This is a genomic window from Acidimicrobiia bacterium (genome assembly GCA_036271555.1).
Lineage (GTDB): Bacteria > Actinomycetota > Acidimicrobiia > IMCC26256 > PALSA-610 > DATBAK01.
In genome coordinates, this window is record DATBAK010000010.1 from 44,906 (window position 1) to 70,886 (window position 25,981).

Sequence of the window (25,981 nt, forward strand, 5' to 3'; positions counted from 1 at the left end):
CGCGGGCGTCAGGTGCCGCGCGGCGTCATTCCCGCCGCGATGTAGATCGCGTCGAGCACGCGCATGTTGGCGATCGAGTCCGACGGCGGGGTGAGCGTCGGCTCGCCGCGCAGCACCGCGCCGCAGAACGCGTCGAGCTGATACTCGTAGGTCGGGCGACGCGAGAACTTCTCCCTGCGCGTCGTGCCGCTCGTCTTCACGCGCATGCGGTGCCACATCTGCGGGGACGTCGGGTTGATGACGTGCAACTCGCCGCGGTCGCCGATCACGCGCGCGTACGTCTGGATCACCCACGACGACCACATGGAGCACGTGATTTGCGCGGTATGGCCGCTCGGGAAGCGCAGCTCGGCGCGCATCGCACGATCGATGTCCGGTGTCCGGCGCTTCGCGGTGGCCGATACGACCTCCGGCTCTTCGCGACCGAGCACGCGCGCCATGTGCACGGTGTACGCGCCGACGTCCATCGTCGCGCCGCCCGCGAGGTCGTACTGATAGCGGATGTCGGAGAACTTCGGCAGTGGGAAGCACAAAGACGTCTCGATGCGACGGATCGTTCCGAGGTCGCCGCTCTCCACGAGCTCGACCATGCGGTGCGCGAGCGGGTGGTAGCGGTAATGGAAGGCCTCCATCACGACCCGGCCCGTGCGGTCCGCGACGGCCGCGACCTGCTCGGCCTCCTGCGCGTTCGCGGTGAACGGCTTCTCGCACAGCACGTGCTTGCCCGCTTCGAGCGCGGCGATCGTCCATTGCGCGTGCAGTCCGTTCGGGAGCGGGTTGTAGATCGCGTCGATCTCGGGATCGGCGACGAGCGCGTCGTACGAATCGCGGACGTTGGGGATCTGATGCTTCGCGGCGAAGGCCTCGGCGCGGGCGCGGTCGCGCGCCGCGACGGCCGTGACGATCGCCTCGGACGAGTGCTGCGCGGGCTTGATGACCGCGCCCGGCGCGATGCGCGCGGCGCCGAGGATCCCGATGCGAACGGTGTTCGTGCTCATGCGCGCCCACACTACGGGTGGGCTACTCGAAGCGCGCCGTCTCCAACGAGGTGAGCCGGTCGAGCAGCGGCAGCGTCGCGCCGACGATCGCCAATGCGATCGCGAGACCGCCGCCGAGCGTCAGCCAATAGCTCGGCGCGGGGAAGCGGAACCTCTGGTTCGAGTTCACGATCGCGAGCAGCATCCCGTTGACGACGAAGCCGAGGACCGCGCTCGCGGCCGCAACCACGAGCAACGGCCATGCAGCCTCGGCGAGCACGACGCGGTGCAGCTGGCGCAACGGCATGCCGCTCAGCCGGAGCAACGCGAACGGCCGCTTCCGTTCGACGAGGCCACCCGCGACCGCCACCGCGAGGCTGCAGCCCGCGATCAGCAATGTGACGAGGAGCGCGATGTTCGTGAGCCGCTCCGCGTCGCTCAGCTCGCGGCGATCGACCGCGTTGATGTCGGTGCCCGTCATTGCCTGCGACCCGGGAAACGCGCGCTCGAGGTCGGTGCGCACGTGCTCGATCGTGTCGAAGTGACCGTTCGTGAGCACGGCGACGCCCCACAGCGACTGCCCGGTCAGCTCGGCGGGGGAGACCACGCGTCCGAGCGTTGCCGCGGGTGGGCTTCCGCGATCGAGGATCGCGCCGACGTCGACGGTCGTCGTGCCGACGCAGGGTGAGAGTCCGAGTGCGGCCGCGTCGGTACAGCGCACGACGCCGGGATCGGGCAGCCTCACCTTCACAACTTCGCCGTCGGCGAAGCGACGGGGGGCTTGGATCGGCACACCTCCCGGTACGGTCCGGACGTCGATCACGCGCGTGACACCTGGGATCTGCTGCAACGCGTCGAGCAACCTCGATGCTGCAGTCGCGTCGAGGGTGCCGAGGTCGCGCGACGAGCCGACCGGAACCGCGCGCGACTGCGATGCCGCGACCGCGCCGACCGTGGTGTCGGCGATGGACGCGTGACCGAAGTGGACGGACGCGCGGTGGCTCGCAGCGAGCGAGCTCACGAGGCTGGTCACGAACACCGCGAGGACCAAGCCGCTGATGGCGCGAAAGCCGGCGGACGGGTTGTCCTCGAGTCGGCGCGCCGCGAGCAACGACGGCGCGCGCCGCCCGAAGCGCTGCATGACCTTCGCCACGACGACGGTGAGCCACGGTCCGCACACCACGATGCTGAGCACGATCAACGAGAATGCGGCGCCGATCGTGACCAGCGTCGACGTCGCGCCGTACGAGCCCGAGTGGAACGCGAGCGAGAGCGCGAACACGACGAGCGATCCGACGAGCGCGAGCACGCGCCAGCCGCGCGGTCGGCGGCGTACCGCCTGGCGCGTGACGCCGAGCGGGGAGATGCGGACCCGACGCAACGACACGAGGGCGGCCAGCGCGGCGAGCAAGGGCACGCCGACCGCGATGAGCACGCCGAACGCGAGCGAGAGGTGGAGGTCGGAACGGTAGAAGGACATGCCGTCGTCGATCGGGAGGTGCGCGGCATACGGCCGCAGCAACACGAAGCCGACGAACCCGACCGCGGTGCCGACGATCCCGGCGACGAGCGCCTCGACCGCGGCGACCGCACCCGCCTGCGCCGGCGTCGCGCCCGCCAATCTCATCGCGGCGAGTCGCTGCTCACGCCGCGCTGCCGCGAGCCTCGTCGCGGTCGACACGAACACGAGCAGCGGGATCAGCAGCGCGAGCGCGCCGATCACGAACACGAGCTTCAGCGTGTCGGCGTAGGTGTGGGCTTTGGGCGCGGTCTCGATGCTGTGCACCGTGATCGCACCGGCGTCGTGCAGCGCGGCCGGCGTGTACCCGACGAAGATCACGAGCTGGTTCGGCGCTTCGAGCGCGCCGTTGCCGACCGTCTCGACGACCCGACCGGGGTAGCGATCCGCGAGCAGCGAGCGATCGGTCGACTCGAGCAGTCGTTCCATCGCGGGCGACGCCGCGAGCTCACCGGGACCCGGCAGGCGATCGAGGAAGCTCGGGACGGGCGCGTGTGAGCCTTCGGCGGCGACGTCGACGCGGATGATCGGGCGGCTCCCGATCTCGTCGTCCGTGAGTCGCCACAGGAGTGCGTCGGACGTCGACTCATCGACCGACGGGCGCCGGTTGTGCTCCGACGTGTCCGTCCATCCGGAGCGCGCGTCGTGTGCGTGCAGCGCCGGGAACGCGACGGTCGCGATGAGCAGCAGGGTGACGCCGAGCGCGACTCCGAGCGCGGTGAGCACGAGCCGCACGGTGGACTCCTTGCCACCACCGATGCTGACGCGCGCGGCGAGGCGGATCACGACGCAACCGGAACGGCGATGCGACCGTCACGCACGACGATCTCGCGATCGGCGAACGCGGCGACGCGCGGCTCGTGCGTGACGAGCACCACGGTCGTGCCCTCGAGGCGCGCGGTGTCGACGAGCAGGTCCATCACGAGCTCGCCCGCGAGGGAGTCGAGCGATCCGGTCGGCTCGTCGGCGAACACGACGTCCGGATGCCCGACCATCGCACGCGCGAGCGCGACGCGCTGCGCTTCGCCACCCGAGAGCTCACCCGGCCGGCGCGTCTCCAGTTCGTCGAGTCGCAGCCTCCCGAACCACGCGCCCGCGGTTGCGATCGCTTCGCGGCGCGCGACGCCGGAGAGCAACATCGGCAGCGCGACGTTCTCGACTGCGGTGAGCTCGGGCACGAGCTGTCCGAACTGGAACACGAAGCCGAAGCGCTGACGGCGAAGCTCGGTGCGCGCCCGTTCGGATCGCGTGTCGATCCGCGCCCCGTCGAACCAGATCTCGCCCGCGTCGGGGCGCAGGATGCCCGCCAGGCAGTGCAGCAAGGTCGACTTGCCCGAGCCGCTCGGGCCCATCACCGCGAGCACTTCGCCGCGCGCGACGTCGACGTCGACGCCGCGCAGCGCGTTGGTGGTACCGAAGGAGCGGGTCACGCCCCGAGCCGAAAGGCAGCTTCGGTCAGTTGTTGCGGTCATCGGCAACCTCCTCGGCGAGTCGGGCGAGACGAGAGGCGGTCAGGTCGATCCACCGCAGGTCGGCCTCGAGGTGGAAGAGCGCGTAGTCGGCGACGAGCGCATCGGCGATCCCGCCGGCGCGACGCTTCGCCGTCAGCTCGCGCATGCGCGCGAGGTGCGCGGCGCGCTGGGCGTCGAGGAAGCGGTCGGCATCGCGGCCCGAGAGCAGCGCGAGCACCACCTTCGTGAACAGCACGGTCTGCAAGTGCGGCTCCGGCGCCTCGGGCGAAGCGAGCCAGCGCTCGAGCTCGGCCACGCCGTCGTCGGTGATCGCATAGCGCTTGCGCTCCGGTCCACCGCCGGGTTCCGTGCCGTCGACCCGCACCCGGCCGTCGCGCTCGAGGCGGGCGAGGGTCGCGTAGACCTGACCGAAGGGAAGCGGACGGTCGTGCCGGAAGCGGCGGTCGTAGGCCCGTTTCAGCTCGTAGCCGTGGCTCGGACGGGCCTCGAGCAGGCCCAACATCGTGGTCGACACCGTCATGCGGGCACTATACGCCGGGAGAATACGCTGAGGGAATAGCCGGTCCGAGCTCGCAGAGCGCGCGCTAGCGTTCACCCGTCCGACAGGCGGGAACGGCGGGGGAGCTGAACATGGGCGGATCGACGCGGATGCGGCGAGTGCTCGCGCGAACGGGTGTCGCGCTGGCAGTGGTGACGACGGCGGCGGTCGCGAGCCCGCTCGCCGCCGGCGCGGCCCGGGGCGGTGTCCCGGATGGGCCCGACTACGTGATCACGTCGGTGAACAACCCGCCGGTGACCGCGGCACCCGGCGGCAGCTTCACGCTGCTCGACACCACCAAGAACCAGGGCAACGCCGACGCGACCGCCACGAGCCAGAACCTCTACTACCTCTCGCCCGACAACGAGCTCGACGCGACCGACACGGTGCTCGGCGGGCGCGGCATCCTCGCGCTCACTGCGGGCGAGACCAGCTCGGGCGGCCTGAACGCGCACGTGCCGGCGAACATGCCGCTCGGCGACTACTTCGTGATCACGTGCGCCGACGGCTCGAACAACGTCGCCGAGGTCGACGAGACGAACAACTGCGCGAGCTCGACGACGCAGGTCTCGATCGTGCTGCCCGACTACAAGGTCACCACGCTGACCGAGCCGCCGGCCGCCGGCCAGCGTGGGAAGGCCTTCACCATCTTCGATACGACGAAGAACATCGGCCGGGGCGACGGCTCGGCGGACGCGTACACCGACTACTACTTCTCGAAGAACGCGAAGCTCGACGCAGGCGACTACATCATCGGTGGGCGCGGAATGTTCGGGCTCGCCGCGCACAAGGCGAGCACCGGCGGCCTCAACGCGCACGTGCCGAGCACCATCACGCCGGGCCAGTACTTCCTGCTCGCGTGTGCCGACGACACGCACGACACCACCGAAGCGAACGAAGCGAACAACTGCATGCACTCGGCCGGCAAGACGACGGTCACGGTGCCCGACTACTACGTCCCGTCGGTCAGCACGCCACCCGCGCAGGCGACGCGCGGCGCGCAGATCAGTTACAGCGTCCAGGTCCGGAACAAGGGCGGCGACGCGCCGTTCACGACCGTGAACGCGTACTACCTGTCGAAGGACACGGTCGTCGACGCGAGCGACGTGCAGTTCGCGGTGATGCCGGAGATCTCGCCGTTGCGCCGGGGCCAGAGCGTGTTCGACGGCGAAGAGCTCGTCGTGCCGTCCAAGGCGAAGCTCGGCTTCTTCCACATCATCGTCTGCGCCGATGCGACGAACGTGCTCGGGGAAGCCGACGAGACCAACAACTGCCGCGCGTCGGTCGGCAAGGTGCAGATCGTCAGGAGCTGACCGCTGACGCGCGCGGGCTCAGGCACAATCCACTCGCGCGTTAGCGTTGCTCCACATGGCCAAGACCGAGCAGGTCGAGCTCGAGCTCGCGGGGCGCACGGTGCGCGTGACGAGCCCCGCGAAGGTCATGTTTCCGGAGGGCGGGCAGACGAAGCTCGACCTCGTCCGCTACTACGAGTCGGTCGAAGTGCCGCTGATGCGCGCGATGGGCGGCCGGCCGGTGCTGATGCAGCGGTTCCCGCACGGCGCGGGCGGTAGCTCGTTCTTCCAGAAGCGCGTGCCCGACGACGCGCCCGAATGGCTCGAGACGACGATCGTGAGCACGCCGAACGGCACGACGTCGCGCGCGCTCGTCGCCGCCGACCTCGCGCACGTCGCGTGGGCCGTGAACCTCGGTTGCCTCGGCTTCCACGTCTGGCCGAACCGCGCCGACGATCCCGAGCACGCCGACGAGCTGCGCATCGATCTCGACCCGCAGCCGGGCATCACCTTCGCCGATCTGCGCGCCGCGGCGGTGCAGGTGCACGCGCTCTTCGACGAGCTCGGTATCGAGTCGTGGCCGAAGACCACCGGCAATCGCGGCATCCACGTGTACGTGCGTCTTGAACCGCGTTGGTCGCCGATCGAGGTTCGCGCCGCGGCGGTCGCCGTCGCGCGTGAGCTCGCGCGCCGATGTCCCGAGACGATCACCGACGCGTGGTGGAAGGAAGAGCGCGGGCAACGCGTCTTCGTCGACTTCAACCAGAACGCACCGCACAAGACGGTCTTCGGCGCGTGGTCGGTTCGCGCGCGTGTGGGCGCGCAGGTGTCGACACCGTTCGTGTGGGACGAGCTCGACGCGATCGATCCCGAGGTGCTCACGATCGACACGGTGCCGCCGCGCGTCGCCGAGCGCGGCGACCCGTGGGAGACGACGCAGACCGAGGCGCAGTCGCTCGAACCGCTGTTGGAGATGTCGGCACGCGATCTCGCGTCGGGACTCACGGACGCGCCCTGGCCCCCCGTCTATCCGAAGATGCCCGGCGAGCCGCCTCGCGTCGCGCCGAGCCGCGCGAAGAAGACGACCTGAGCCGCGAGCGCGACAGGGAGGAACATTGCCGACGATCACACCGAACCTCTGGTTCGACACCGAGGGCAAGGACGCGGCCGACTTCTACGTCTCGATCTTCCCGAACTCGGAGATCGTCAACGTCTCGTACTACGGCGAGGCCGGGCCTCGCGAGGCCGGCACGGTGCTCACGGTCGACTTCCATCTCGACGGCCACCGCTTCACGGCGTTGAACGGCGGCCCCGACTTCAAGTTCACCGAAGCCATCTCGTTGTTGGTCAACTGCGTCGATCAGGCGGAGGTCGACTACTACTGGGAGAAGCTCGGCGCCGGCGGCGAGCCCGGACCGTGCGGCTGGTTGAAGGACCGGTACGGCGTGTCGTGGCAGATCGTGCCGACGGAGATGGAGCAGCTGCTCAGCGACCCCGATCAGGACCGGGCGCAGCGGGCGATGAAGGCGATGCTGAGCATGGGCAAGATCGATCTCGCCGCCATCAAGGCCGCGGCCGACGGCTGATCCTCAGCGCTGATCGGTGCCGATGAGGCGCACGCCGGCTCTACGCTTTGCCCGTGGGATCTCACAAGGGGCAACGTAGGAGGCGCGAAGCAAAGCCCGCGTCGGTTGCGCAGGACCTCGAGGCCTGGCTCCTCGATCCGGGCAAGGGCGACCTTCGACTCACCGGTGGTCGCACGTACGCCGCGGGCCTTGATGACGGTCGACCAGCGCGCCGCTTCGCGCTCGGTTTCCTCGTATTGCGTGAACGATTTCGGCGGCACTCAAGGTGACGACGTTCCTGATCGCGAAGCTGCTCGACTGATCGGGGCATTTCGCGAAGCGGTTGGCGTTGCGCTCGCTGAATCGTCTGTGGGGGTGCGGTCATGTTCAACCCGTTCGGCTCTACCGGTTACAACTTCTTGCAGCCGAGTGCGCGGCGCAAAGACGACCCGGGCTGGGGTTGGTGGAAGCTGCTCGGCATCGCGGCGCTGGCCACGGCCGCGGGCGTTCTGTTCGGCCTCCTCGACGCGGGCATCGTCCTCGTGCTGTCGGCGTTGGCGCTCGTCGCATTGCGCGTGCGACGGGCGCGCGCCGCGAAGCGCCGGGCGCGCTCTTCGCACCATGAGTCGCCAATCCCGAAGTGAGCCACGCCCGGATCGCGGAGCGGCTCGACGAGATGCCTAGCCTCGGCGAATGCGACTCACCGTCGAGGTGCCGCTCCACGCGAATCGCGCCGACGTCTGGGCCGCGATGTCATCCGTGGGCGGCGTGAACCGTGAGCTCTCGCCGTTCGTCCGGATGACCGACTCGACACACGGTGCGCACTTCGACACCGAACCGTGGCGCGTCGGCACGCCAGTCGGATGGCAGCTGCTCCTCGGCTTCATCCCGATCGACCGTCATCGAATCGATCTGGTCGCGTTGCCCGACGGCGGCGGCTTCCGCGAGTCGTCATCGACTTGGTGGTATCGGGTTTGGAGGCACGAACGCACGCTGCTCGACCATCCTGATGGCTGCGTCGTGCACGACGACATCGAGATGGAATCGCGATTCGGGATGCCCGACGCGATTCTCCAGTGGGCAGTCAGCTGGATGTTCGAACGCAGATACGAGCATCTTCGTCGGCAGTTTGGGTGACGCCCTCGTGAACTGAGCCGCCACCGGCGGCCGGGTAGAACTGAGCCACTACCGGCGGCCGGCCGCCGGCCGCGGCCTGCTAGCTTCTCGTCCGTGCGTCGCTATTGGTGGTTTGCCGAGCCGGTCCCGGAGGGGCTTCGGAGCGCGACCACCCGCTGAGCGCACGACCCAACCGGACCGGCTGCCGAGGCAGAGGCGTATCGCCTCTGCCTCTTGCTTTGCCCCCCTGTGGCAGGCCGGTCGATCGGGATCACTCGGCCTGCGGGAAGGAACGACCGTGGCCCTGAACGAACCCGTCCACAACCGCCGCATCGAGCACGTCCGCGCGCTCGTCGCGCCGGGCGAGCTGCGCGCGCAGCTGCCGCTGGTCGACGACGCGCGTGAAGTCGTCGTCAGAGGGCGGCACGACACGACCGCGATCCTGAACGGGACCGACGATCGGTTGCTCGTGGTCGTGGGGCCGTGCTCGATCCACGATCCGATCGCGGGCGTCGAGTACGCGCAGCGACTCGCGCAGGTCGCGCGCCGGCTCGAGCGCGAGCTCGTTGTCGTGATGCGCGTCTATTTCGAGAAGCCGCGCACGACGGTCGGATGGAAGGGCCTCATCAACGATCCGGGTCTCGACTCGAGCTTCCGCATGAACGACGGTCTGCGCGCGGCGCGCGCCTTCGTGCTCGACGTGCTCGCGCTCGGACTTCCCGTCGGCACCGAGTTCCTCGATCCGATCACGCCGCAGTACCTCGCCGACGCAGTGAGTTGGGGCGCGATCGGCGCGCGTACGGTGCAGAGTCAGATTCACCGCCAGCTCGCGAGTGGGCTGTCGATGCCGGTCGGGTTCAAGAACGCGACGACCGGTGACGTGCAGGTCGCGGTCGACGCGGTCGCCGCGGCACGCGGTCGAGCCGTGTTTCCCGGTATCGGCGACGACGGCCGCGCCGCGATCTTCGAGACCACGGGCAATCCCGACGGCCACGTCGTGCTGCGCGGCGGATCCTCGGGACCGAATTGCGATCGCGCCGCGGTCGCGGCGGTGCTCGATCGACTGCGAGCCGCCGAGCTCCCGGAGCGCGTCGTCGTCGACGCGAGCCACGAGAACAGTGGCAAATCGCACGCGCGTCAAGCGCTCGTCGCCGAGGACCTCGCCGACCGGCACCGGCGCGGCGAGCGCGGCGTCGCGGGCCTGATGCTCGAGAGCTTCCTCGTGTCCGACCGTCAGGAGCTCGGTGCGGGCACGCTCGTGTACGGACAGAGCGTCACCGACGCGTGTGTCGACTGGGACACGACCGAGGCGCTGTTGGAATGCTTCGCGAGCGCGGTCGCGAAACGGCGGGCGTCAGGCGTCGACGTCGACCGAGAGCGTGGGCATGCGCTCGAGGGTCTCGAGCCGCTCGAGGAAGGGGAGGTCGAGGACGGGCTCGGTCGCGGGGTCGAACCCGCGGCCCACTGAGGGCGCAGCCGCCGTTCGCCACGCCCACGCCGGCACGTCGGCGAGCGTCGCGTCCGCGCGTCCGGTAAGGCCGATCAACGCAGTGCGATAGAGGATCCAGAGATCGAGCCCGAGGTTGCAGTGCTCGATGTACGCGAGGTCGAACTCGGGCGACTCGTGGATGAGCATGCGCGACGCGTCGCTCACCTGCCACAGCCCCGTGCATCCGGGGCGCATGCTCGTGCGCACCGCGACGACCTCGTCGGGATACCGCGACAACAGGCACGGCATCTCGGGGCGCGGGCCGACGAGGCTCATCGCACCGATCGGGACGAGTAGCAACTGCGGCAGCTCGTCGAGGTGCGTGCGGCGGAGGATCTGGCAGTAGCGCGGGATCTGCGACTGGTCGAGCTCGTACTTCGTCGCGGTGCCGGACACGCTCGGCCGCAGCGTCCGCAGCTTCGGCAATCCGAACCGGCGGCCGCGCTTGCCGATCCGAGGCGAGACGTAGAACGGCCAGGCGCGCAACGAGATCGCACACCCGATGGCGAGCAGCACGATCATTGGGAGCGCCAGCACTGCGAGCGCGGCTCCGAGGACGATGTCGATCGTGCGCTTGAAAGCCAAGCCCCGCCCGCCTTCCTTAGCCCGTTGATGCCTCCGTGTGCGTTCTTTCCCCCGGGTTTCCGATCGGTAATCACGGGAATGATGAATTTTGTTTTGGTGGGCTGTTGAACGAGTGGGTCGGAGCGGGTCGCGTGGTGGTTGACCAGACTCGGAGCGCCGGGCCTCGCGCTCGATCTGTGAGGGTCCTCGTCGACGCGTCGCATCTGCACGGCGCGTCCGCGAACCGCGGCATCGGCACCTATCTCCGCAACGTGCTCCCGCGACTCGCGGCCGAGCCCGACCTCGATCTCGTCGGCCTCGCGCCGAGCGGAACACCGCTTCCGGCCGGCGTGCGCCCGCGTCGCGTCGCGCGCCGCGCACCGGGACGGTGGGCCCAGCGTGAGCACGACCTTCGTCTTCCGTTCGACCTGCGCGCCGCGGCGCGCGCCGAACCCGTCGACGTCGTATTCAGCCCGGCCGACGACCCGCCGCGCACGAGCCCGCGTCCTTTCGTCCAGATGCTGCACGACGTGATCCCGCTCGCGGTCGACTCGCCGGCTTTCGCCGCGGACGCGCAGCGATGGCTTCGTGTGGGCGCGCGGCTGCAGTCCGCGGCGGCGGTGTGCACGAACTCCGCATCCACGGCCGCCGACGCGATCCGCTTCCTCCGCATCGCACGGGACCGGCTGCACGTCATCCCCCTAGGTGTCGACGCGCGCTTCTGTCCGCCGTGGTCACGGCGACGAGGCGGGGACGAGCCGCGCATCCTGTTCGTCGGCGAGTACGGACCCCACAAGGGCTTCGCGGAGGCGTTCGCGGTCGCGGCGGCACTGGGGCGTCGCGGCTTGCCGCACCGGCTGGCGATGGTCGGCCATCTCGCGCCCTGGCACGAGGCCGCGGTGCAGGCGCTGCTCGCCGAGGCGGACCGTCCGGATCTGGTCGACCTGCTCGGCTTCGTCGACGACGTCGTCGCGACCTACCGGTCGGCCGATGCCCTGATCGTCACGAGCCGCTACGAAGGGTTCTGCCTCCCCGCGCTCGAGGCGATGGCCTGTGGCACGCCCGTGGTCGCGTTCGACAACAGCGCGATCGGCGAGACGGTCGGTGCGGGCGGCGTGCTCGTGCGCGACGGCGACGTCGACGGGTTCGCCGACGCGCTCACGTTGCTCCTGAGCGAGGACGACGTGTGGAACGCGTGGTCGCAGCGAGGCATCGCACGCGCACGCGACTTCACCTGGGACCGGTGCGCGGCCGCCCACGCAGACGTCTTTCGATCGGTGGTCGCGCGTCAGGGCGCGTAGACGCGCGCTACTGATCCGTCGCTGCGGCGTGGTACGCGCGCAGCAACGACTCGGCGGCTACGTCCCACGACGGCTGCTCCGCGGCGCGGCGCAGTCCCGCGTCGCGCAGCAACCGAGCGCGCGCCGGATCGTCGAGCACGCGTCGTAGGCCGGCCGCAATCGCCGGCTCTGTCGCGCTCGTGCACCACTCGGCCGCACCGTCGAGCACCTCGGGAAGCGCGCCGCACGGCGCGCACACGACCGGCGTGCCGCTCGCGAGCCCCTCGAGCGCGGGCACGCCGAAGCCTTCGTACCGCGTCGGGTAGCAGAACGCGTGCGCGCCCGCGAGCAGCGCGGGCCATTCGTGGTCGTCGAGATAGCCGGCACGGGCGAGCCCGGGATCGTCGGGGAGCGGCTCCGGTCCGACCGCGACCAACGAGATCGGGCGGCCCTCGGCGCGAAGCTGCCGCCACGCCGCGATCGCGACCGCCAACCCACGTCTCGGCGCGCCACCCATGGCGACGATGTACGGCTCGTGCACACCCAGCCGTTCGCAGAGGGCGGGCGCGTCGGACGCGCGCGCGGGATCGAAGCGCGCCTCGACGCCCCACGGCGTGACGACGACCCGCCGAGGGTCGACGCCGTAGCAGTCGATGAGCTCGCGGCGCGTGAACTGCGACGGGGTGACGACGACGCGTGCGGCCCGCGCCGCGTGGCGCGCCGAGGCCTGGAAGATCCTGCGCTTCGACGGTGTGAAGCCCTCGGGATGCACTTCCCAACTCAGGTCGTGGATCGTGACGACCGCCGGCGCGGGTGAGTGCAGCGGCAGCGCGTTGAACGTGCCGTGGAAGACACCGTGGAAGCGACGCAGCCAGCGGGGCACGCTCCACTGGAGCCACACGCTCTCCGGTGCACGCGGCACGACCGCGAGCGCGACCTGACGCAGACCGCTCGGCGCCGGGTCGCGGCGCGCGTCGGTGAGCAGCGTGACGTCGGCTTCGCTCGCAACCCGTTCGAGCACACCGTCCATCGAGCGGCCGACGCCGCCGAGGGGGACGTCCTGCAGGCGGCGGGCGTCGATCGCGACGCGGAGGCGGTTCACGCGGCAACCGATCGGTAGACGTCGAGATACTGCTCGGCCGCGTCGGTCCACCGGCGCGCGCTCGTGTGCGCAGATCCGGCCGCGACGAGACGGGCGCGCACGTCGTCGTCGGCGCACACGGTCGTGAGTGCGTCGGTCCACGCGCCCACGTCGCGTGCGGGCAGCACGATCGCGGCGTCGCCGACGGTGTCGGGCAACGCGCCACCGTCGCTCACGACGACCGGGATGCCGCACGCCATCGCTTCGAGCGGGGTGAGGCCGAAGCCTTCGTGCAACGAAGGCAGCACGAGTGCGCGCGCACCGGAGTACAGGGCGGGCAGCGCGTCCTCGGGCATGCGTCCGAGCACGATGCGCCGGTCGACGGGCGCCGCCGGGATGCCGAGCGCGTCGACTTCGGCGGGCGTGGCGCCGGCGATCACGAGCGGGGGATGCGCCGGCCGGTGCGCGGCGAACAACGTCGCGAGGTTCTTGTGCGGCTTCGCGGTCCCGACGTACAGGAGGTAGTCCTCGGGGAGTGCGAAGCGCCGCCGGACCGTTGCGATCTCCTCCGCGTCGCGCGGCCACCAGTGCTCGTGGTCGATTCCCGCCTCGATGACGCGAATCCGCGACTCGGGAACGCCGAGCGCCTCGGTCAACTGGCGCGCGGTGAACGGCGACACCGCGACGATCGCGTCGGCGCGCCGCACCGCGCGCGGGTACGCGGTGCGGTAGTACGCACCCGCCGCTCGAGAGCGCGCCTTCGACGGGTCGAGGTACGCGATCAGGTCGTGCACCGTCAGCACGATCGGGACCGACGTGACGTACGGAAGGTTGAAGTGCGTCGCGTGGTGCACGTCGGCGTGGATTCGGCGCAGCACCCACGGCACCGCGGCCTGCTCGACCGGGAGGAAGGGCCGCGCGCCGACGCGCACGTGGTGGCCGGCGGGACCGGCGTGGTGCGCGCCGAGCCAATTCTGACCGTCGCGTCCGGGCCAGATGCCGACGACGTCGGCGTCGAGCGCGGTGAGGCCCGACCACAACCCGAGGATGAAGCGACCGATGCCGGGGAGACCGACGTTGCGGGCATCGAAGGAGACGCGCATCGCGGTGTCAGTGGGCCCGGTCGTAGATGCGCGCGTCGACCGTGGCGACGGCCATCTTCGTCGCCGCCCGCGCCACGATGGCGAGCGCGAGGAACGGCCGGAGGACGCGCGCCGTGCGTGGCGCGAAGTAGCGGTACATGCCGCGGTGCGAGAAGAAGATCCAGCGGTACTTCACCTGGCGCAGGCTCACGCCGCCGACGTGCACGACTTCCGCCTCGGGGCAGTACCAGATCTCCCAGCCCGCCTCCGCGACGCGCCGGCTCCAGTCGATGCCCTCCCAGTCGAGCCAGAAGCGCTCGTCCTGCACGCCGATCTCCGTGATCGTGTCACGCCGCACGAGGTAGCACGCCTCGCCGCCGTGACCGATGCGCTGCTCTGCGTCGTGGTCCCATCCGTGCCACCAGAAGCCGCGCCGCGCGCCGTTGTTGCGGGTCAGCGCGCGACCCATCAAGGCCTCGGACAGTGTCGGCAGATCGCCCGCCGACGTCTGCAGCGTCCCGTCCGGATCCCGCAGTCGCGCGATCGCGAACGCGGCGCGGTCACGACGCAGTAGGAGCTCGTGCAGCGCGTCGATCGCGCCCGGCTTGTAGTGGACGTCGGGATTGCTGATGAGCACGTACTCGGACTCGGAGGCGCGGATGCCCTGGTTGTTGCCGGCCGCGAGACCGAGGTTCTTGCGGTTCGCGATCACGCGGACCCACGGCAGATCGCGGCGGATGCGCTTGACGCTCCCGTCGCTCGACGCGTTGTCGACGAGGATCACGTCGAAGGGAACCGACGGTGGGCAGCTCGCGAGCGACTCGAGGCACGCGATCACCTCGTCGCCGCCGTTCCAGTTGACGACGACGACCGAGATCGCCGGCGCGGTCGAAGAATCCGGGAGCGCGCTCATGCGACCGCGCGCTCGTAGGCGGCGCGCGTCAGCGCGGCCGAGCGATCCCAGGTGTATTGCCGCGCGACGTCGATGCCGCGCTCGCGCAGATCGTCGCGCAGCTCCTTGTCGCCGACGACGCGCTCGAGCGCACCGGCCCAGGCGCGCACGTCGCGCGACCGGGCGAACCAGGCAGCCTCTCCGGCGACCTCTCGGAACACGGCGATGTCGCTCGCGATCACGGGCGCGCCCGCGGCCCCGGCCTCGAGGATCGGGAGCCCGAATCCTTCCGCGATGCTCGGCGCGCACACCGCGGTGCACGCGGCGTAGAGCGCGGCGAGGCGCTCGTCGCTCACGCGGCCGAGGACATCGACGCGGTCGCCGAGATCGTGCTGCACGATCGCGTCGGTGACGGAGTCGGCTCGGAAGCCGGGCGGCCCCGCGAGCACCAGCCGCACGTCGCCCGGCAGATCCGCGCGCGCGAACGCCGCGAGCAAGGTGTCGAGACCCTTACGCGGAGTCAGCGATCCCACCGCGAGCAGGAACCGGCCCGGCGGCGCCAGCTCGGGACGCGGGCGGGGGAGCGCGGTGACTCCATTGGGCGCGACGACGATGCGATCGGGATCGACGCCGCGCGCGGTCAACGCGTCCGCGGTCGCCTGCGAGACCGCGATCACGACGGTCGCGCGCTCCGCCGCGGCTGCGAGCTGGTGGCGCTGCACGACGGAGGAGCGCGGCGGGTGAAGGTCGGGATGCTCCAGCGCGACGAGGTCGTGCACCGTGAGCACGAGCGGTCGGCGCGTCGGCGGCGGCACGAGATCGGGCGTGTGGACGATGTCGCAGCCGGGCGCGAGCTGTTCGGCACGCGGGGATCCCGCGAGCGTCCACGTGCGCTGGACGAGGCGCAGCGGTACCGGGATGCGGCGCGTCGCCTGTGGAAGCGCGCTGCGATTGCGACCGCGGCCGATCGCGAAGCGCACGACGTCGACGTCGGCGCGTTCGATCGCAGCACCGAGCTCGCGTACGTAGCGGGCGACACCGGTGTCGCCCGAGAGGAGCGCGCTCACGTCGAAGCCGACCCGCACGCCGCTCACGCGAAGCTCTCGATCGGCACGAGCGGGTCGGCGCGCGTGCGCGACCGCTCCGCGATGCCGATGGCTGCGCCCGCGAGGGCCCAGAACGTCCACGCGACCGAGAAGTCGACCCACGTCTGCAGGAAGAGGCCGCCGATCGCGAGGCCGACGCCCGCGCTGAAGGCCGCGGACGTCGCGAGGTGGGACCGGCTCCGGGAGAGCCGGCGGAGCCGGCCGATGGCCGACACGGTGATGCCGATGAAGACCGCCATCGCGGCGACGCCGGTCTCGATGCCGACCTGGAGGTACGAGTTCTCACCGATCGTCGCCTGGCCCTGGTCGAACCGTTGCCCGACACCGGCCGAAGTCCCGAGCCCGTGCCCGATCGGGTTCGCCTTGACCGCGTCGAGCCCGGTCCAGAACGAGCGCACGTGGTCGACGGATGACGGGTCGCGCTGCGTCGACGTGGCGGCGACCCGCTGGCCGAGCCCGATCGCGGTGGCCGCGGGCAGCAGGACGGCGAAGCCCGCGAGCAAGACGAACGTGAACTGGAGACGCCGGTCGAGTGTGCGCCCGGCCGCGGGTCGCAGCGCGAGGAGCGTGACGATCAGTGCACCGAGCAGCGCAGCACGCGTCTCGGTGAGCACGAGTCCGGCAGCAATGAGCACGATCGCGGGGATCGCGCCACGCGCCGCCGAACGCAGCCGTCGTTCGACCGCGAGTGCGAACGGCAGTACGAGGAAGAAGCCGCACGTCGTCGGATCGAAGAAGACCGAGCCCGTCCGCAGTACGTGATGCCCGCCGATCACGCTGTAGCGACGGACGTCGCTGAGGCTGTACGGCGAGTTGTGGAGGATCGAGACCTCGTAGCGCGTGTACTGCACCTTCTCGACGACCCACCGGTTCCACGACGCCGAGAAGAAGTACTCGTACACGCACACGGCGGCCACGACGCAGCCGACGACCATCACGACGCGGGCGAGCCGGTCGCCGAAGTCGTCTCCGAGCGGTGCGTGCCGCGCCGCGAGGAGGAGGATCACGAAGCCCGCGGACGCACGGAACGCGAGCGACCGGGCGCTCGTGTCCATCGGTGCGCCCGGCGCGAAGAAGTGGGGCGCGAGCGCGTAGGCGCCGACGATCGCGACGTACGCGAAGCCGAGCCCGTCGAGCGCGTCGAGCCGCTGCCGGCCGGCGCGGTAGCCGCCGATGCCGGCGAGCACGACGCCGAGACCGAGCGCCTCCTTCCAGCTGCCCAGCGGGCGGACGACCGCGCCGGGCACACCCCATCGGTAGAGCTGCGCGAGCAGGAGGCCCTGGAACGGAAGCAGCGCGACGAGCACGAGCAAGCTGCGATCCGGTCGGCGGGCCGCGAGCAGGACCACGACCGCCGCCGCGAGCGCGGCGAGCGCTCGGGACACGTACGCGCCGTGGGTCCCGTAGACGAAGGCTGCGAGCGCGACAGGGACGAGCCACGGCCATCCCTCGACCGCCGCCCGTCGCACCGCCCGCGACCGCGTGGAGACGGTCACATCAACGTAGGGACCCGCGTCCCAGCCCCAGCACGGCTGCGTCTTACCCGCGCGGCCCCGACTCATGCGTAGTGCGAGGGGTTTCGGGTAGAGCGACCGCCGGGCCGGGCCGCGGGGGTTCGGCCGGCGCGAATTCGCCGGGCACGGACCGGCCGAGGCGGTTCGATGGCCCGCATCCTCACGCTCACGAGTTGGTACCCGCCGCACCACTTCGGCGGCTACGAGCTCTCGTGTTTCGATGTGATGACGCGCTGGGTCCAGCGCGGTCACGAGGTTCGTGTCGTCTGCAGTGACGAGCGGGTACCTCGTGCGCGTCCCGCCGACGCCGCGCACGAGGCGCTCGTCCGCCGCGAGCTCCGGCCGCACTACCACGAGGCGACGCGAACGAAGCCGGGCCTGCGGGAGCTCGTCGCGATCGAACGGGCGGATCACCGCGTCCTCGCCGAGCAGCTCGCCGAGTTCCGGCCCGACGTGGTGTCGGTGTGGCACATGGTCGCGATCCCGGCGAGCTTGCTGCAGCTCCTGACGGAGTCCGGGCTCCCGATCGTCTACGTCGTCTGCGACAACTGGCCCGTCTACACCGCGTCGACCGACCCCTGGATCGCGCGCTTCGAGGGTGGAGGTCCGCTGCGCGCGCTCGCGGGACGGGCAGTGCAGCGCGTCAGCGGCATGCCGACGACTCGCGGCCGATTCACCGATCGCGGCAGCTTCTGCTTCGTCAGCGACACGACCCGCGCCGCGGTGATCGACGCCAAACCGTGGTCGTATCCGCGCTCGACCGTGGTCTACAGCGGGATCGAGCCGGCCGATTTCCCGACCGAGTCGTCGTCCGACGAAAACCCGGAGCGGGTCGTCGGACGCCTGCTCTACGTCGGCCGGCTCGACGCCTTGAAAGGGGTCGACACGCTGTTGCGAGCGCTGACCCTGCTCCCGCCCGAGGTGACGCTCGAATGCTTCGGCCGCGGCGCGGACCACGAGCGGGCACGACTGCGAGCGCTCGCGCAGTCGCTCGGCGTCGCGACACGGGTCGAGTTCGGATCGCTCGAGCGGAACGAGCTCGCGGCCCGCTACCGCGCGGCCGACGCGGTGGTGTTCCCGAGCGAGTGGCCGGAGCCCTTCGGTCTCGTGCCGCTGGAAGCGATGGCGTGCGGAACGCCGGTCGTCGCGTCGGGCGTCGGCGGATCGGGCGAGTTCCTGCGCGACGGCGAGAACTGCGTGCGCTTCAAACCGCGCGACGAGCACGCACTCGCCGGCGCGATCACGCGCCTGCTGCGCGACCCGGATCTGCGGCGGCTCGTGGTGAAGGGCGGCTTCGAGACGGCTCGGGAGCTCACCGTCGACCACCTGGCCGACACGCTCGACGACTGGCACCGCGCGGCGATCTCCGGCGACTCGGGACGCGACCGCGGCCGAGACCTCGCCGCGGCCGGCGTGATCCGGATCCCGCCCCGCGGACCGGTCGACGATCGCGACCGCGTCGTCGCCGCACTGCTGAACCGGTCACACGGTCCGGTGCTCGACCTCACGACCGACGACCGCACGGTTCGAGCCGCGGGCGCGATCGTGCGGGCCGACGCGCACGCGTTGCCGTTCCGCGACCACGCGTTCGCCGCCGCCGCCGCACACGACACCCAGGGGAGCAAGGAGCTCGCGCGCGTCGTGCGCGCCGGTGGGTCCGTCGTGTTCAGCACGACCAATCGCTTCGACGCGCGGCTCGCGTCCCGGCGCGTGCTCGAACGAGTCCGCCTCGGACCTGACCGCGCGCGCACACGCCATGCGGTCGATGCTCTCGACGCGCACTTCGACGTCGTCGGCCGGCATCCCGTCGCGTGGACCGGCGGCCGCAAGCGCGCGCTCGCGGCACGGGTCGTGCGCCTCGGACCGCTGCGCCGGTTCGGCCCTGCGACCGTGCTCGAGACGAAGCCCCGTCAGCCCTTGATGCCGATCCGGCCCGTGTAGTCGATCCGGTGCAGGAAGGTCGGCCGCGCCATCCGTGGAGAAGTACGCGTCGTTGACGAGCCGAGAGGGCGTCGGCTCATCCCCGCCGCGCCCGCGTCACACCGGGAGGTGTGAGGCGAGCGTGATGCGGGAAGAACGGGCGCCGTGCCCCGGGAGGACCGGATCTGACGGTCGTCGGGGCGGGGGACCGGGGCTGGAGGCCGTGGAAGCGAAGCTCTTGGATGCGAGTCGCGAGGGCGGCGCGGCCGGCGACGGTCCGCGCTTCCTGGTCGTCGACCGCGAACGTCTCCACCGCCCGACGCGCGGGCACCCGCTCGCGCACATCATCCGCGAGCTGCGCACCGTGCTCGGCGAGCTGACCGGCGCCCTCGACCTCTCGCCGTGCTCGACCGTCGTCGACTACGGCTGCGCCGACATGAAGTACCGCGACCTGTTCGGCGACGTCGTCTACCTCGGCGCCGATCTGCGCGGAAACCCCGATGCCGCCATCGAGCTCACGCCCGACGGTCGGCTGCCGTTGCCCGACGCGAGCGCCGACGCGATGTTCTCGTGCCAGGTGCTCGAGCACGTCGAGCGTCCCGACCGCTACCTCGCGGAATGCGCGCGCGTGCTGCGACCCGGCGGCCGGCTGCTGCTCTCGACGCACGGGATCATGGCGCTGCACCGCGACCCGGTCGACTACTGGCGCTGGACCGCCGACGGACTGCAGCACGTCGTCGCCGACGCGGGGCTCCGGATCGAGCGGTTCGAGGGGATCATGGGCCTCGCCGCGACCGGCATCCAGCTCTTCCAGGACGCCACCCACCAGCGCGTGCCCCGGCGGTTGCTCCGCACCTACTTCTGGCTGATGCAGGGGCTCGTCGCCGCCTTCGACCGGCAGAGCTCCGCGAGCCGCGCGGAGAACGCGCTCGTGTTCGCGCTCGTCGCCGTCAAGCCCGACCAGGAGAGGTCTCGACGATGACCACCACGATGGATCCGCCCCGCCGGCGCGAGCTCGGCGACATCGCGGCCAAAGCCGCGGCGGTACCCGGCGAGCTGTACCGCGCGTACCAGTCGCGCGGCCGTCCGCCGTCGCCCGCGGGCGAGCGCATCCTCCTCGAGTTCGAGCGCACGTATCCGAACGCGTTCTTCGTGCAGGTCGGGTCGAACGACGGCGAGCAGTGCGATCCGCTGCGCGCGGCGATCCTGCGCCAGCCGTGGCACGGCATCATGATCGAGCCCGTCCCGTACGTGTTCGCGCGACTGCAGCAGAACTACGGCCGGTTCTCCGATCGCATCACGCTCGAGCCCGTCGCGATCGGCGACTCCGACGGTGAGCTGCCCTTCTACCACCTTGCCCCGGTTCCCGATCACGAGGCCGTGGGTCTGCCGCAGTGGTACGACGGCATCGGCTCGTTCCGGCGTGAGCACGTGTTGAAGCACGTCGAGCACATTCCCGACATCGCCGACCGCATCGTCCGCACGGACCTGCCGACGCTCACGTTCGAATCGCTGTGCGCGCGTCACGGTGTCGGTCGGATCGACCTCGTGCACATCGACGCCGAAGGCTCGGACTTCGACGTCGTGAAGGCGATCGACTACGCCGCCCACCGCCCGCGACTCGTGATCTACGAGCACTACCACCTGTCGGCCGACGACCAGGGTCGCTGCCGCGAGTTCCTCCACGCGCACGGCTACGAGACCTGGGAGTACGGCATGGACACGTGGTGCCTGCTGCGCACGCACCTCGGTCCGGACGACCGCAAGTTCGTCGACCTCTGGGACGCGGTGCGTCGCGAGGAGCGCGTCGGCGCGTCGAACTCGCTGCGGCGCGCGCTCGTCGAACGCCCCGCGTTGCAGCGCACCGCGCGGAAGGCGTGGCGGCGACTCAAGCGGCTCGCGGAGGGCGACCAGCGCTTCGCGGTGGAGCTGTGGCTCGAGGCCGCGCTCCCGCAGCTCACGCCGATCGAGTGGAAGATGCTCAGCCAGAACTTCGACGACACGCGCGCGTTGCCGACCGGAGCATCGGAGGCGCTCGCCGTCGATCACCCGCGGCTCGCCGAGTTGCGCGGCGCGTACGCGGCGACCGGTCTGCCCGTGATCGTGCCGTCGGTGTGGAACCAGGAACGCATCGACGCGCAGCTCGACCTCGCGCACTTCCGCGGCGAGAACGCCTACGTGTGGCACTACCGCGAGTGGCCGCGCGTGATGCAGCTCAAGTACTTCGCCTACTCGGAGTACGTGCGCGCGCGTGATCCGCGCGGGCTCGTCGAGCAGCTCGGCGAGGACGGGCAGTTCGGCTGCTGGACGTTCGACTTCCCCGGCCGGACGCGCGTGAGTCGCGACCTGCTCGACTCGGTGAACGAGCTCGCCTTCCTCGACCGGCACCTGCACGTGCTCGACCGCTCGCACCTGCGTGTGCTCGACATCGGTGCGGGCTACGGGCGCATGGCGCACCGCATGTCGGGCGCGGCGCCCGGCCTCGACGACTACTGCTGTGTCGACGCGATTCCCGAGTCGACGTTCCTGTGCGAGTACTACACGCAGTTCCGAGGCTGCGCGCCGCCGGCGCGCGTCGTCCCGCTTCACGAGCTCGACGGCGCGCTCGAACCCGGCGCGTTCGATCTCGCGGTGAACATCCACAGCTTCTCGGAGTGCACGTACGACTCGATCGGCTGGTGGATGGATCGCGTCGCGGCGCTGCGCATCCCGGATCTGTTCATCGTCCCGAACGACCGCGACGAGGTCCTGAGCTTCGAGCGCGACGGGTCGCGTCACGACGCGCGCCCACTCATCGAGGCTGCGGGCTACGAGCTCGTCGAATCCGAGCCGGTGATCTCGGATCCCGCGGTGCGCGACCTCATGAAGGTCACCGACCACTTCCTGCTGTTCCACCGCGCGGTCTGACGCGGAGACGACGCCATGACGATGCACGTCGCGTGCGCGGCCGACGAGGCGTACGTCGGCCACTGCGCAACCATGCTGCACTCGCTGCTCACGCGGCACGCATCCGACGGCGTCGTCGTGCACTTCCTGCACGCACCGACGTTCGACGCCGACGATCGCGCACGGCTCGCCGCTCACATCGAGCGCAACGGCGGAACCGTCGAGCTCCACGCGATCGACGACGCGCACCTCGCCGGTCTCCCCGCGATCAACGGGATCCCGCCGATCATGTGGAACCGGGTGTTCCTTCCCGAGCTGCTCCCCGACGTCGACCGCGTGCTCTACCTCGACGCCGACACGTTGATCGTCGACGACCTCCGGCCGCTGTGGCGGGAGCCCCTCGCGGATACGTACGTCGCCGCGGTCACGAACGTGCTCGAGGCCGCGCACGCACACCACGCGCGCGAGCTCGGGCTCCCCCCCGACCAGCCCTACTTCAACAGCGGGGTGCTGCTCTTCAACCTCGACGAGATGCGCGCGGGCGACTGCACGGCCCGGATCACGCGCTACGCGCGCGGCGAACGGCTGCGCTGGCCCGACCAGGACGCGCTCAACGCCATCCTCGGTACGCGGTGCCGCTCACTGCACCCGCGCTGGAACTGCATGAACAGCCTGTTCCTCCTGCCCGAGGCGACGGACGTGTTCGGCGCAACGGTGGTCCGCGAGGCGCGCGCGCATCCGGCGATCGTGCACTTCGAGGGTCCGGTGCTCGCGAAGCCGTGGCACTACCTCAGCAAGCACCCGTTCCGGCGCGCGTACCTGGAACACCGCGCCGCGACGCCGTGGCCGGACGCGCCGATGACGGGACGGACTCTGGGTAACCGGCTCCTGCGGCCACTGCCGCCGAGGGTCACGCTCGGCGTGCTGCGCGGGGTCGCCATCGCACGCCGACGCGTGCTCACCACGGTCGGTTCCGGGGCCGGCCAATGATTCGGCAACGGCCGTCGCTGCCGCCGCGAGTGCGCAAGGCGGGGTTCGAAGGCGCGCTGGCCGCGGCCGAGCGACTCTCGGGCCGGCGCGCGTTCCTCACTTCGTACCCGATCGATCCGCAGCCGCGCTGGGGTTGGGGTCAACCCGCGAACGCCGCGCTCGAAGCGCTGCTCGCGCGTGATCTCGACCTGTTCGAGGCCGCGCGCAAGTCGGTCGGCGCGCACCTCGACTTCCTCGCGTCGATCCCTGCGCACGGCGGTCCGACGACGCTGCACTGGGACAACGACTTCTGGGGCGCGCTCGACGCGGGCTTCCAGTGCGCGTCGTTGATCGACCGCGCCCCCGCGAACTACGTCGAGGTCGGGTCGGGCTACTCGACGATGTTCGCTCGGCGCACGATCGAACGTCACGGTCTACCGACCCGCATCACGTCGATCGATCCCGCGCCGCGCGCCGAGGTCGACGCGCTCTGCGACCGTGTCGTGCGCAGCCCGGTGCAGGACGTCGACCCCGAGCTGTTCACGGCGCTCTCGCCCGGCGACATCGTGCTGTTCGACGGGTCGCACGAGGCGTACACGGGTGCCGACACGGTCGTGATGCTGCTCGACCTGCTGCCCGCGCTGCCCCCGGGTGTGCTCGTCGGCATCGACGACGTCTTCCTGCCGTGGGACTACCCGGCCGATTGGACCCGGCGCTTCTACGCCGAGCAGTACCTGCTCGCCGCGTACCTGCTCGGTGGCGCCGCGGGCGCGTGCGTCGTGCTGCCCGCCTTCTACCTCACGCGCGCCGACGACCAACCGCACGAGCTCGACGCGTGCGCGCCACGACTCGGCAGTTTCGGCAAGTCCTTCTGGCTCGAGCGCACAGGTCGATGAAACTCGGTCGCCGCGACTGGCTGAAGGTCCCCAACCCGACGTTGGACTGGCATGGCGTTCAGGAGCCGGGGTTGCCGCGCCGACATCTCGCGCGGATCGGTGACTGCAGCTGGCAGATCATCGACTTCGCGCACACCATGGGTCCGCCGGGGTATCCCGCGGCGCTCGCCGACTTGCTGCGCCGGCAGGGCATCGCGATGGGGTTCTCCAACTACTTCGCCGGGACGGCCGCGGAAGTGACCGAGGCCGGCCTGGAGCGGCTGGTGCCGGTCGAGTCGGACGCGATCATCCTGCAGTTCGGAGGACGGCACGGAATGCGGCGGCTGCTGGCTTCGACCGGCCCGCGCACGGCTTCCCTGGCGCTGTGGGCGAACTGGCGCGCGGGCTCGCTCGGCGGCTCGCTGCACCGCCATGTGACCGGGCCGGCACTCAACCGTTGGGGTCGCTCCTACTGGCCCGAGCCCGAGAGCATCGTTCGCGAAGAGGACGTCCATCGCGTGCTCTCGTGGCTGGCCGAGCATCGGCCCGGCGTTCCGTGCGCGATGTTGTCCTCGCATCCGGTACTGCGGTCGGGGTGGACGGACCGGCAGCTCGTCGAGCAGGCGACCGAGCGTTACATGCGGTTCGCGCAGGATCATGGCCTGTTCGTGCTCGACTACCGGACGGCGATCCTGGGCCGGCTCGACTCGGGGCAGCTGCACGAGCGTGACGTGTTCGGCGCGACGGGCTACGACCTGCGCGCCGCGGGCCAATCGGTGATCGCCGAAGCGCTGTGTGACTGGCTCGGCACTCGTTGGCTGGATGGCTCCGAAGCGCCCCGGGCTTGCGGAACGCTCTGATCGACGACGTCGCCGACTCGCCTCGCGCGTCGCGTCAGACGCGTGCCCTGATCACCGCGCGCCAGGGACCGACCGCGCTGTCGATGTCGGAGAGGCTGTAGGTCGTCACGAGCTCGACGTCACGGAAGCCCGCGTCGGCGACCATCTGCACGAGCGTGGAGAGCGCAGGCGCCCACCAGGTCGCGTCGTGGAAGCCGCCGCGGTAGCGCGTGAGGCCCGGCCCCGCACCGAGCGCGTCGATCGACGGGTCGAAGAGGTCGGCGAGCAACGCCTCACCTGAGCACACCCCGCGCAGGCGCTGCAGCGCGAGCGCGGGATCACGCAGGTGCAGGAGGATGTCGCCCGCGTGCACGAAGTCGAACGTGCCGATCGACGCGGGGTCGAGGTCGTAGATCGCGGAGTTCACGAGCTTCACCTTCGATCCGAGTCGCCGGTGCGCGATCTCCATGCCCTGCCGGAACGACAGGTCCATGTCGCGGTCGACGAACAGCGCGTGGATCGCGCGCGGCATGTCGACCTCCGAGAATGTCTCGATGTCGACGCTGGTCACCTCGGCGCCCGTGCGCTCGAGCGCGAAGGCCCAGAAGCCGTCGCCGCTGCCGACGTCGAGCGCGCGCTTACCTGTGAGGTCGACGGGCAGGCCGTAGTGGGGGAGCAGCGGCCGGTGATCGAAACGACCGGGGGTCACCACGCCGCCGGGCAGCTCGATCGTGTGGTACCAGCCCTGCGCGGCGATCTCGTCGGCCGGCTCCTGCCGCGGGCGCGACTCCTCCTCGGCGATGAAGGCGCGCATGAACGCCATCTCCTTCTCGCGCCGGTCGATGTCGACGCTGGGCGGCGGCGCGAACGACAGCTTGTCGGGCGTCGCCGCCGGCTTCGGCCGCACCGCGCGCACCATCTTCCCGAGCCAGTCGGGGACCTCGACCGTGACGCCGAAGCCGCCGGCGTGCGCTCCACGCTTGCTCATCGATCCGTCCTTTCCTT

The 25,981-nt window shown here is 70.8% G+C and carries 24 protein-coding genes; 13 read left to right on the forward strand and 11 right to left on the reverse strand.

Annotated features, from left to right (window positions below; translation table 11 throughout):
• Positions 1-8: 8 nt before the first annotated feature.
• From VH914_03725 to VH914_03740, 4 genes are read right to left on the reverse strand one after another with little or no spacing between them, the layout of a single operon-like run.
• Positions 9-998 carry a Gfo/Idh/MocA family oxidoreductase gene (locus tag VH914_03725; protein HEX4490294.1) on the reverse strand — a complete coding sequence of 330 codons (990 nt, stop codon included), beginning with the start codon at positions 996-998 and terminating at the stop codon, positions 9-11.
• Positions 999-1,020: 22 nt separating this feature from the next.
• Positions 1,021-3,282, reverse strand: a complete 2,262-nt coding sequence (locus VH914_03730; protein ID HEX4490295.1) for an FtsX-like permease family protein — start codon at positions 3,280-3,282, stop codon at positions 1,021-1,023.
• The gene (locus VH914_03735; GenBank protein ID HEX4490296.1) at positions 3,279-3,968 is read right to left on the reverse strand and encodes an ABC transporter ATP-binding protein; all 690 of its coding nucleotides are present in this window, start codon (positions 3,966-3,968) and stop codon (positions 3,279-3,281) included. The genes VH914_03730 and VH914_03735 overlap by 4 nt, the downstream gene beginning before the upstream one ends.
• Positions 3,952-4,488, reverse strand: coding sequence for a PadR family transcriptional regulator (locus tag VH914_03740; protein HEX4490297.1), 537 nt, complete (start codon positions 4,486-4,488; stop codon positions 3,952-3,954). The genes VH914_03735 and VH914_03740 overlap by 17 nt, the downstream gene beginning before the upstream one ends.
• Positions 4,489-4,625: 137 nt before the next feature.
• Between VH914_03740 and VH914_03745 the strand changes: the two genes are divergently transcribed.
• The 6 genes from VH914_03745 to VH914_03770 all read left to right on the forward strand — a co-directional run bounded on the left by VH914_03745 (position 4,626) and on the right by VH914_03770 (position 9,947).
• Entirely contained in the window at positions 4,626-5,819 is a 1,194-nt protein-coding gene (locus VH914_03745; GenBank protein HEX4490298.1) for a CARDB domain-containing protein, read from the forward strand.
• A gap of 55 nt (positions 5,820-5,874) precedes the next feature.
• Positions 5,875-6,888 (forward strand): non-homologous end-joining DNA ligase, encoded by a 1,014-nt coding sequence (gene ligD, locus VH914_03750; protein HEX4490299.1) that lies wholly within the window; start codon positions 5,875-5,877, stop codon positions 6,886-6,888.
• 25 nt (positions 6,889-6,913) lie between these two features.
• A complete protein-coding gene (locus VH914_03755; protein HEX4490300.1) occupies positions 6,914-7,384 on the forward strand; it encodes a VOC family protein in 471 nt (156 codons plus the stop codon).
• 362 nt (positions 7,385-7,746) lie between these two features.
• Entirely contained in the window at positions 7,747-8,007 is a 261-nt protein-coding gene (locus VH914_03760) for a hypothetical protein (protein ID HEX4490301.1), read from the forward strand.
• Between the two features lie 49 nt (positions 8,008-8,056).
• The gene (locus VH914_03765; protein ID HEX4490302.1) at positions 8,057-8,500 is read left to right on the forward strand and encodes a hypothetical protein; all 444 of its coding nucleotides are present in this window, start codon (positions 8,057-8,059) and stop codon (positions 8,498-8,500) included.
• 277 nt (positions 8,501-8,777) lie between these two features.
• A complete protein-coding gene (locus VH914_03770; GenBank protein HEX4490303.1) occupies positions 8,778-9,947 on the forward strand; it encodes a 3-deoxy-7-phosphoheptulonate synthase in 1,170 nt (389 codons plus the stop codon).
• Here the strand turns inward: VH914_03770 and VH914_03775 are convergent.
• A complete protein-coding gene (locus VH914_03775) occupies positions 9,834-10,553 on the reverse strand; it encodes a sugar transferase (protein HEX4490304.1) in 720 nt (239 codons plus the stop codon). The genes VH914_03770 and VH914_03775 overlap by 114 nt on opposite strands.
• A gap of 176 nt (positions 10,554-10,729) precedes the next feature.
• On the opposite strand from VH914_03775, the gene VH914_03780 reads away from it, so the two are divergent.
• Positions 10,730-11,833 carry a glycosyltransferase family 1 protein gene (locus VH914_03780; GenBank protein ID HEX4490305.1) on the forward strand — a complete coding sequence of 368 codons (1,104 nt, stop codon included), beginning with the start codon at positions 10,730-10,732 and terminating at the stop codon, positions 11,831-11,833.
• A 7-nt stretch (positions 11,834-11,840) separates the two neighbouring features.
• On the opposite strand, the gene VH914_03785 is transcribed toward VH914_03780, so the two are convergent.
• Genes VH914_03785 through VH914_03805 form a run of 5 tightly spaced genes read right to left on the reverse strand, consistent with a single transcriptional unit; the run spans position 11,841 to position 17,442 of the window.
• Positions 11,841-12,914, reverse strand: coding sequence for a glycosyltransferase family 1 protein (locus VH914_03785; protein ID HEX4490306.1), 1,074 nt, complete (start codon positions 12,912-12,914; stop codon positions 11,841-11,843).
• The gene (locus VH914_03790) at positions 12,911-13,996 is read right to left on the reverse strand and encodes a glycosyltransferase family 1 protein (protein ID HEX4490307.1); all 1,086 of its coding nucleotides are present in this window, start codon (positions 13,994-13,996) and stop codon (positions 12,911-12,913) included. Before VH914_03790 ends, VH914_03785 begins: the two co-directional genes overlap by 4 nt.
• A gap of 7 nt (positions 13,997-14,003) precedes the next feature.
• A complete protein-coding gene (locus tag VH914_03795; protein ID HEX4490308.1) occupies positions 14,004-14,888 on the reverse strand; it encodes a glycosyltransferase family 2 protein in 885 nt (294 codons plus the stop codon).
• Entirely contained in the window at positions 14,885-15,961 is a 1,077-nt protein-coding gene (locus VH914_03800; GenBank protein HEX4490309.1) for a glycosyltransferase family 1 protein, read from the reverse strand. The genes VH914_03795 and VH914_03800 overlap by 4 nt, the downstream gene beginning before the upstream one ends.
• The gene (locus VH914_03805; GenBank protein ID HEX4490310.1) at positions 15,958-17,442 is read right to left on the reverse strand and encodes an O-antigen ligase family protein; all 1,485 of its coding nucleotides are present in this window, start codon (positions 17,440-17,442) and stop codon (positions 15,958-15,960) included. The genes VH914_03800 and VH914_03805 overlap by 4 nt, the downstream gene beginning before the upstream one ends.
• Before the next feature lie 192 nt (positions 17,443-17,634).
• Between VH914_03805 and VH914_03810 the strand changes: the two genes are divergently transcribed.
• From VH914_03810 to VH914_03835, 6 genes are all read left to right on the forward strand, one after another.
• Positions 17,635-19,428: a glycosyltransferase family 4 protein gene (locus VH914_03810; protein ID HEX4490311.1), complete on the forward strand. Its 1,794-nt coding sequence runs from the start codon at positions 17,635-17,637 to the stop codon at positions 19,426-19,428.
• Between the two features lie 202 nt (positions 19,429-19,630).
• The gene (locus VH914_03815) at positions 19,631-20,389 is read left to right on the forward strand and encodes a methyltransferase domain-containing protein (GenBank protein ID HEX4490312.1); all 759 of its coding nucleotides are present in this window, start codon (positions 19,631-19,633) and stop codon (positions 20,387-20,389) included.
• Positions 20,386-22,314: an FkbM family methyltransferase gene (locus VH914_03820; protein ID HEX4490313.1), complete on the forward strand. Its 1,929-nt coding sequence runs from the start codon at positions 20,386-20,388 to the stop codon at positions 22,312-22,314. Before VH914_03815 ends, VH914_03820 begins: the two co-directional genes overlap by 4 nt.
• 15 nt (positions 22,315-22,329) lie before the next feature.
• Positions 22,330-23,283 (forward strand): glycosyltransferase family 8 protein, encoded by a 954-nt coding sequence (locus VH914_03825; GenBank protein ID HEX4490314.1) that lies wholly within the window; start codon positions 22,330-22,332, stop codon positions 23,281-23,283.
• A gap of 29 nt (positions 23,284-23,312) precedes the next feature.
• A complete protein-coding gene (locus VH914_03830; GenBank protein ID HEX4490315.1) occupies positions 23,313-24,158 on the forward strand; it encodes a class I SAM-dependent methyltransferase in 846 nt (281 codons plus the stop codon).
• Positions 24,155-24,997, forward strand: coding sequence for a hypothetical protein (locus VH914_03835; GenBank protein ID HEX4490316.1), 843 nt, complete (start codon positions 24,155-24,157; stop codon positions 24,995-24,997). Before VH914_03830 ends, VH914_03835 begins: the two co-directional genes overlap by 4 nt.
• 34 nt (positions 24,998-25,031) lie before the next feature.
• Here the strand turns inward: VH914_03835 and VH914_03840 are convergent, their stop codons facing one another.
• On the reverse strand, positions 25,032-25,964 hold the full coding sequence (locus tag VH914_03840; protein HEX4490317.1) for a methyltransferase domain-containing protein: 933 nt from the start codon (positions 25,962-25,964) through the stop codon (positions 25,032-25,034).
• Between the last annotated feature and the right edge of the window lie 17 nt (positions 25,965-25,981).

Bases quoted from the DNA above. Each gene is read 5' to 3' on its own strand.
- VH914_03725 (HEX4490294.1), bottom strand. From the start codon at position 998: ATGAGCACGAACACCGTTCGCATCGGGATCCTCGGCGCCGCGCGCATC.
- VH914_03735 (HEX4490296.1), bottom strand. From the start codon at position 3,968: ATGACCGCAACAACTGACCGAAGCTGCCTTTCGGCTCGGGGCGTGACC.
- VH914_03740 (HEX4490297.1), bottom strand. From the start codon at position 4,488: ATGACGGTGTCGACCACGATGTTGGGCCTGCTCGAGGCCCGTCCGAGC.
- ligD (HEX4490299.1), top strand. From the start codon at position 5,875: ATGGCCAAGACCGAGCAGGTCGAGCTCGAGCTCGCGGGGCGCACGGTG.
- VH914_03760 (HEX4490301.1), top strand. From the start codon at position 7,747: ATGTTCAACCCGTTCGGCTCTACCGGTTACAACTTCTTGCAGCCGAGT.
- VH914_03765 (HEX4490302.1), top strand. From the start codon at position 8,057: ATGCGACTCACCGTCGAGGTGCCGCTCCACGCGAATCGCGCCGACGTC.
- VH914_03790 (HEX4490307.1), bottom strand. From the start codon at position 13,996: ATGCGCGTCTCCTTCGATGCCCGCAACGTCGGTCTCCCCGGCATCGGT.
- VH914_03795 (HEX4490308.1), bottom strand. From the start codon at position 14,888: ATGAGCGCGCTCCCGGATTCTTCGACCGCGCCGGCGATCTCGGTCGTC.
- VH914_03810 (HEX4490311.1), top strand. From the start codon at position 17,635: ATGGCCCGCATCCTCACGCTCACGAGTTGGTACCCGCCGCACCACTTC.
- VH914_03820 (HEX4490313.1), top strand. From the start codon at position 20,386: ATGACCACCACGATGGATCCGCCCCGCCGGCGCGAGCTCGGCGACATC.
- VH914_03825 (HEX4490314.1), top strand. From the start codon at position 22,330: ATGACGATGCACGTCGCGTGCGCGGCCGACGAGGCGTACGTCGGCCAC.
- VH914_03835 (HEX4490316.1), top strand. From the start codon at position 24,155: ATGAAACTCGGTCGCCGCGACTGGCTGAAGGTCCCCAACCCGACGTTG.
- VH914_03840 (HEX4490317.1), bottom strand. From the start codon at position 25,964: ATGAGCAAGCGTGGAGCGCACGCCGGCGGCTTCGGCGTCACGGTCGAG.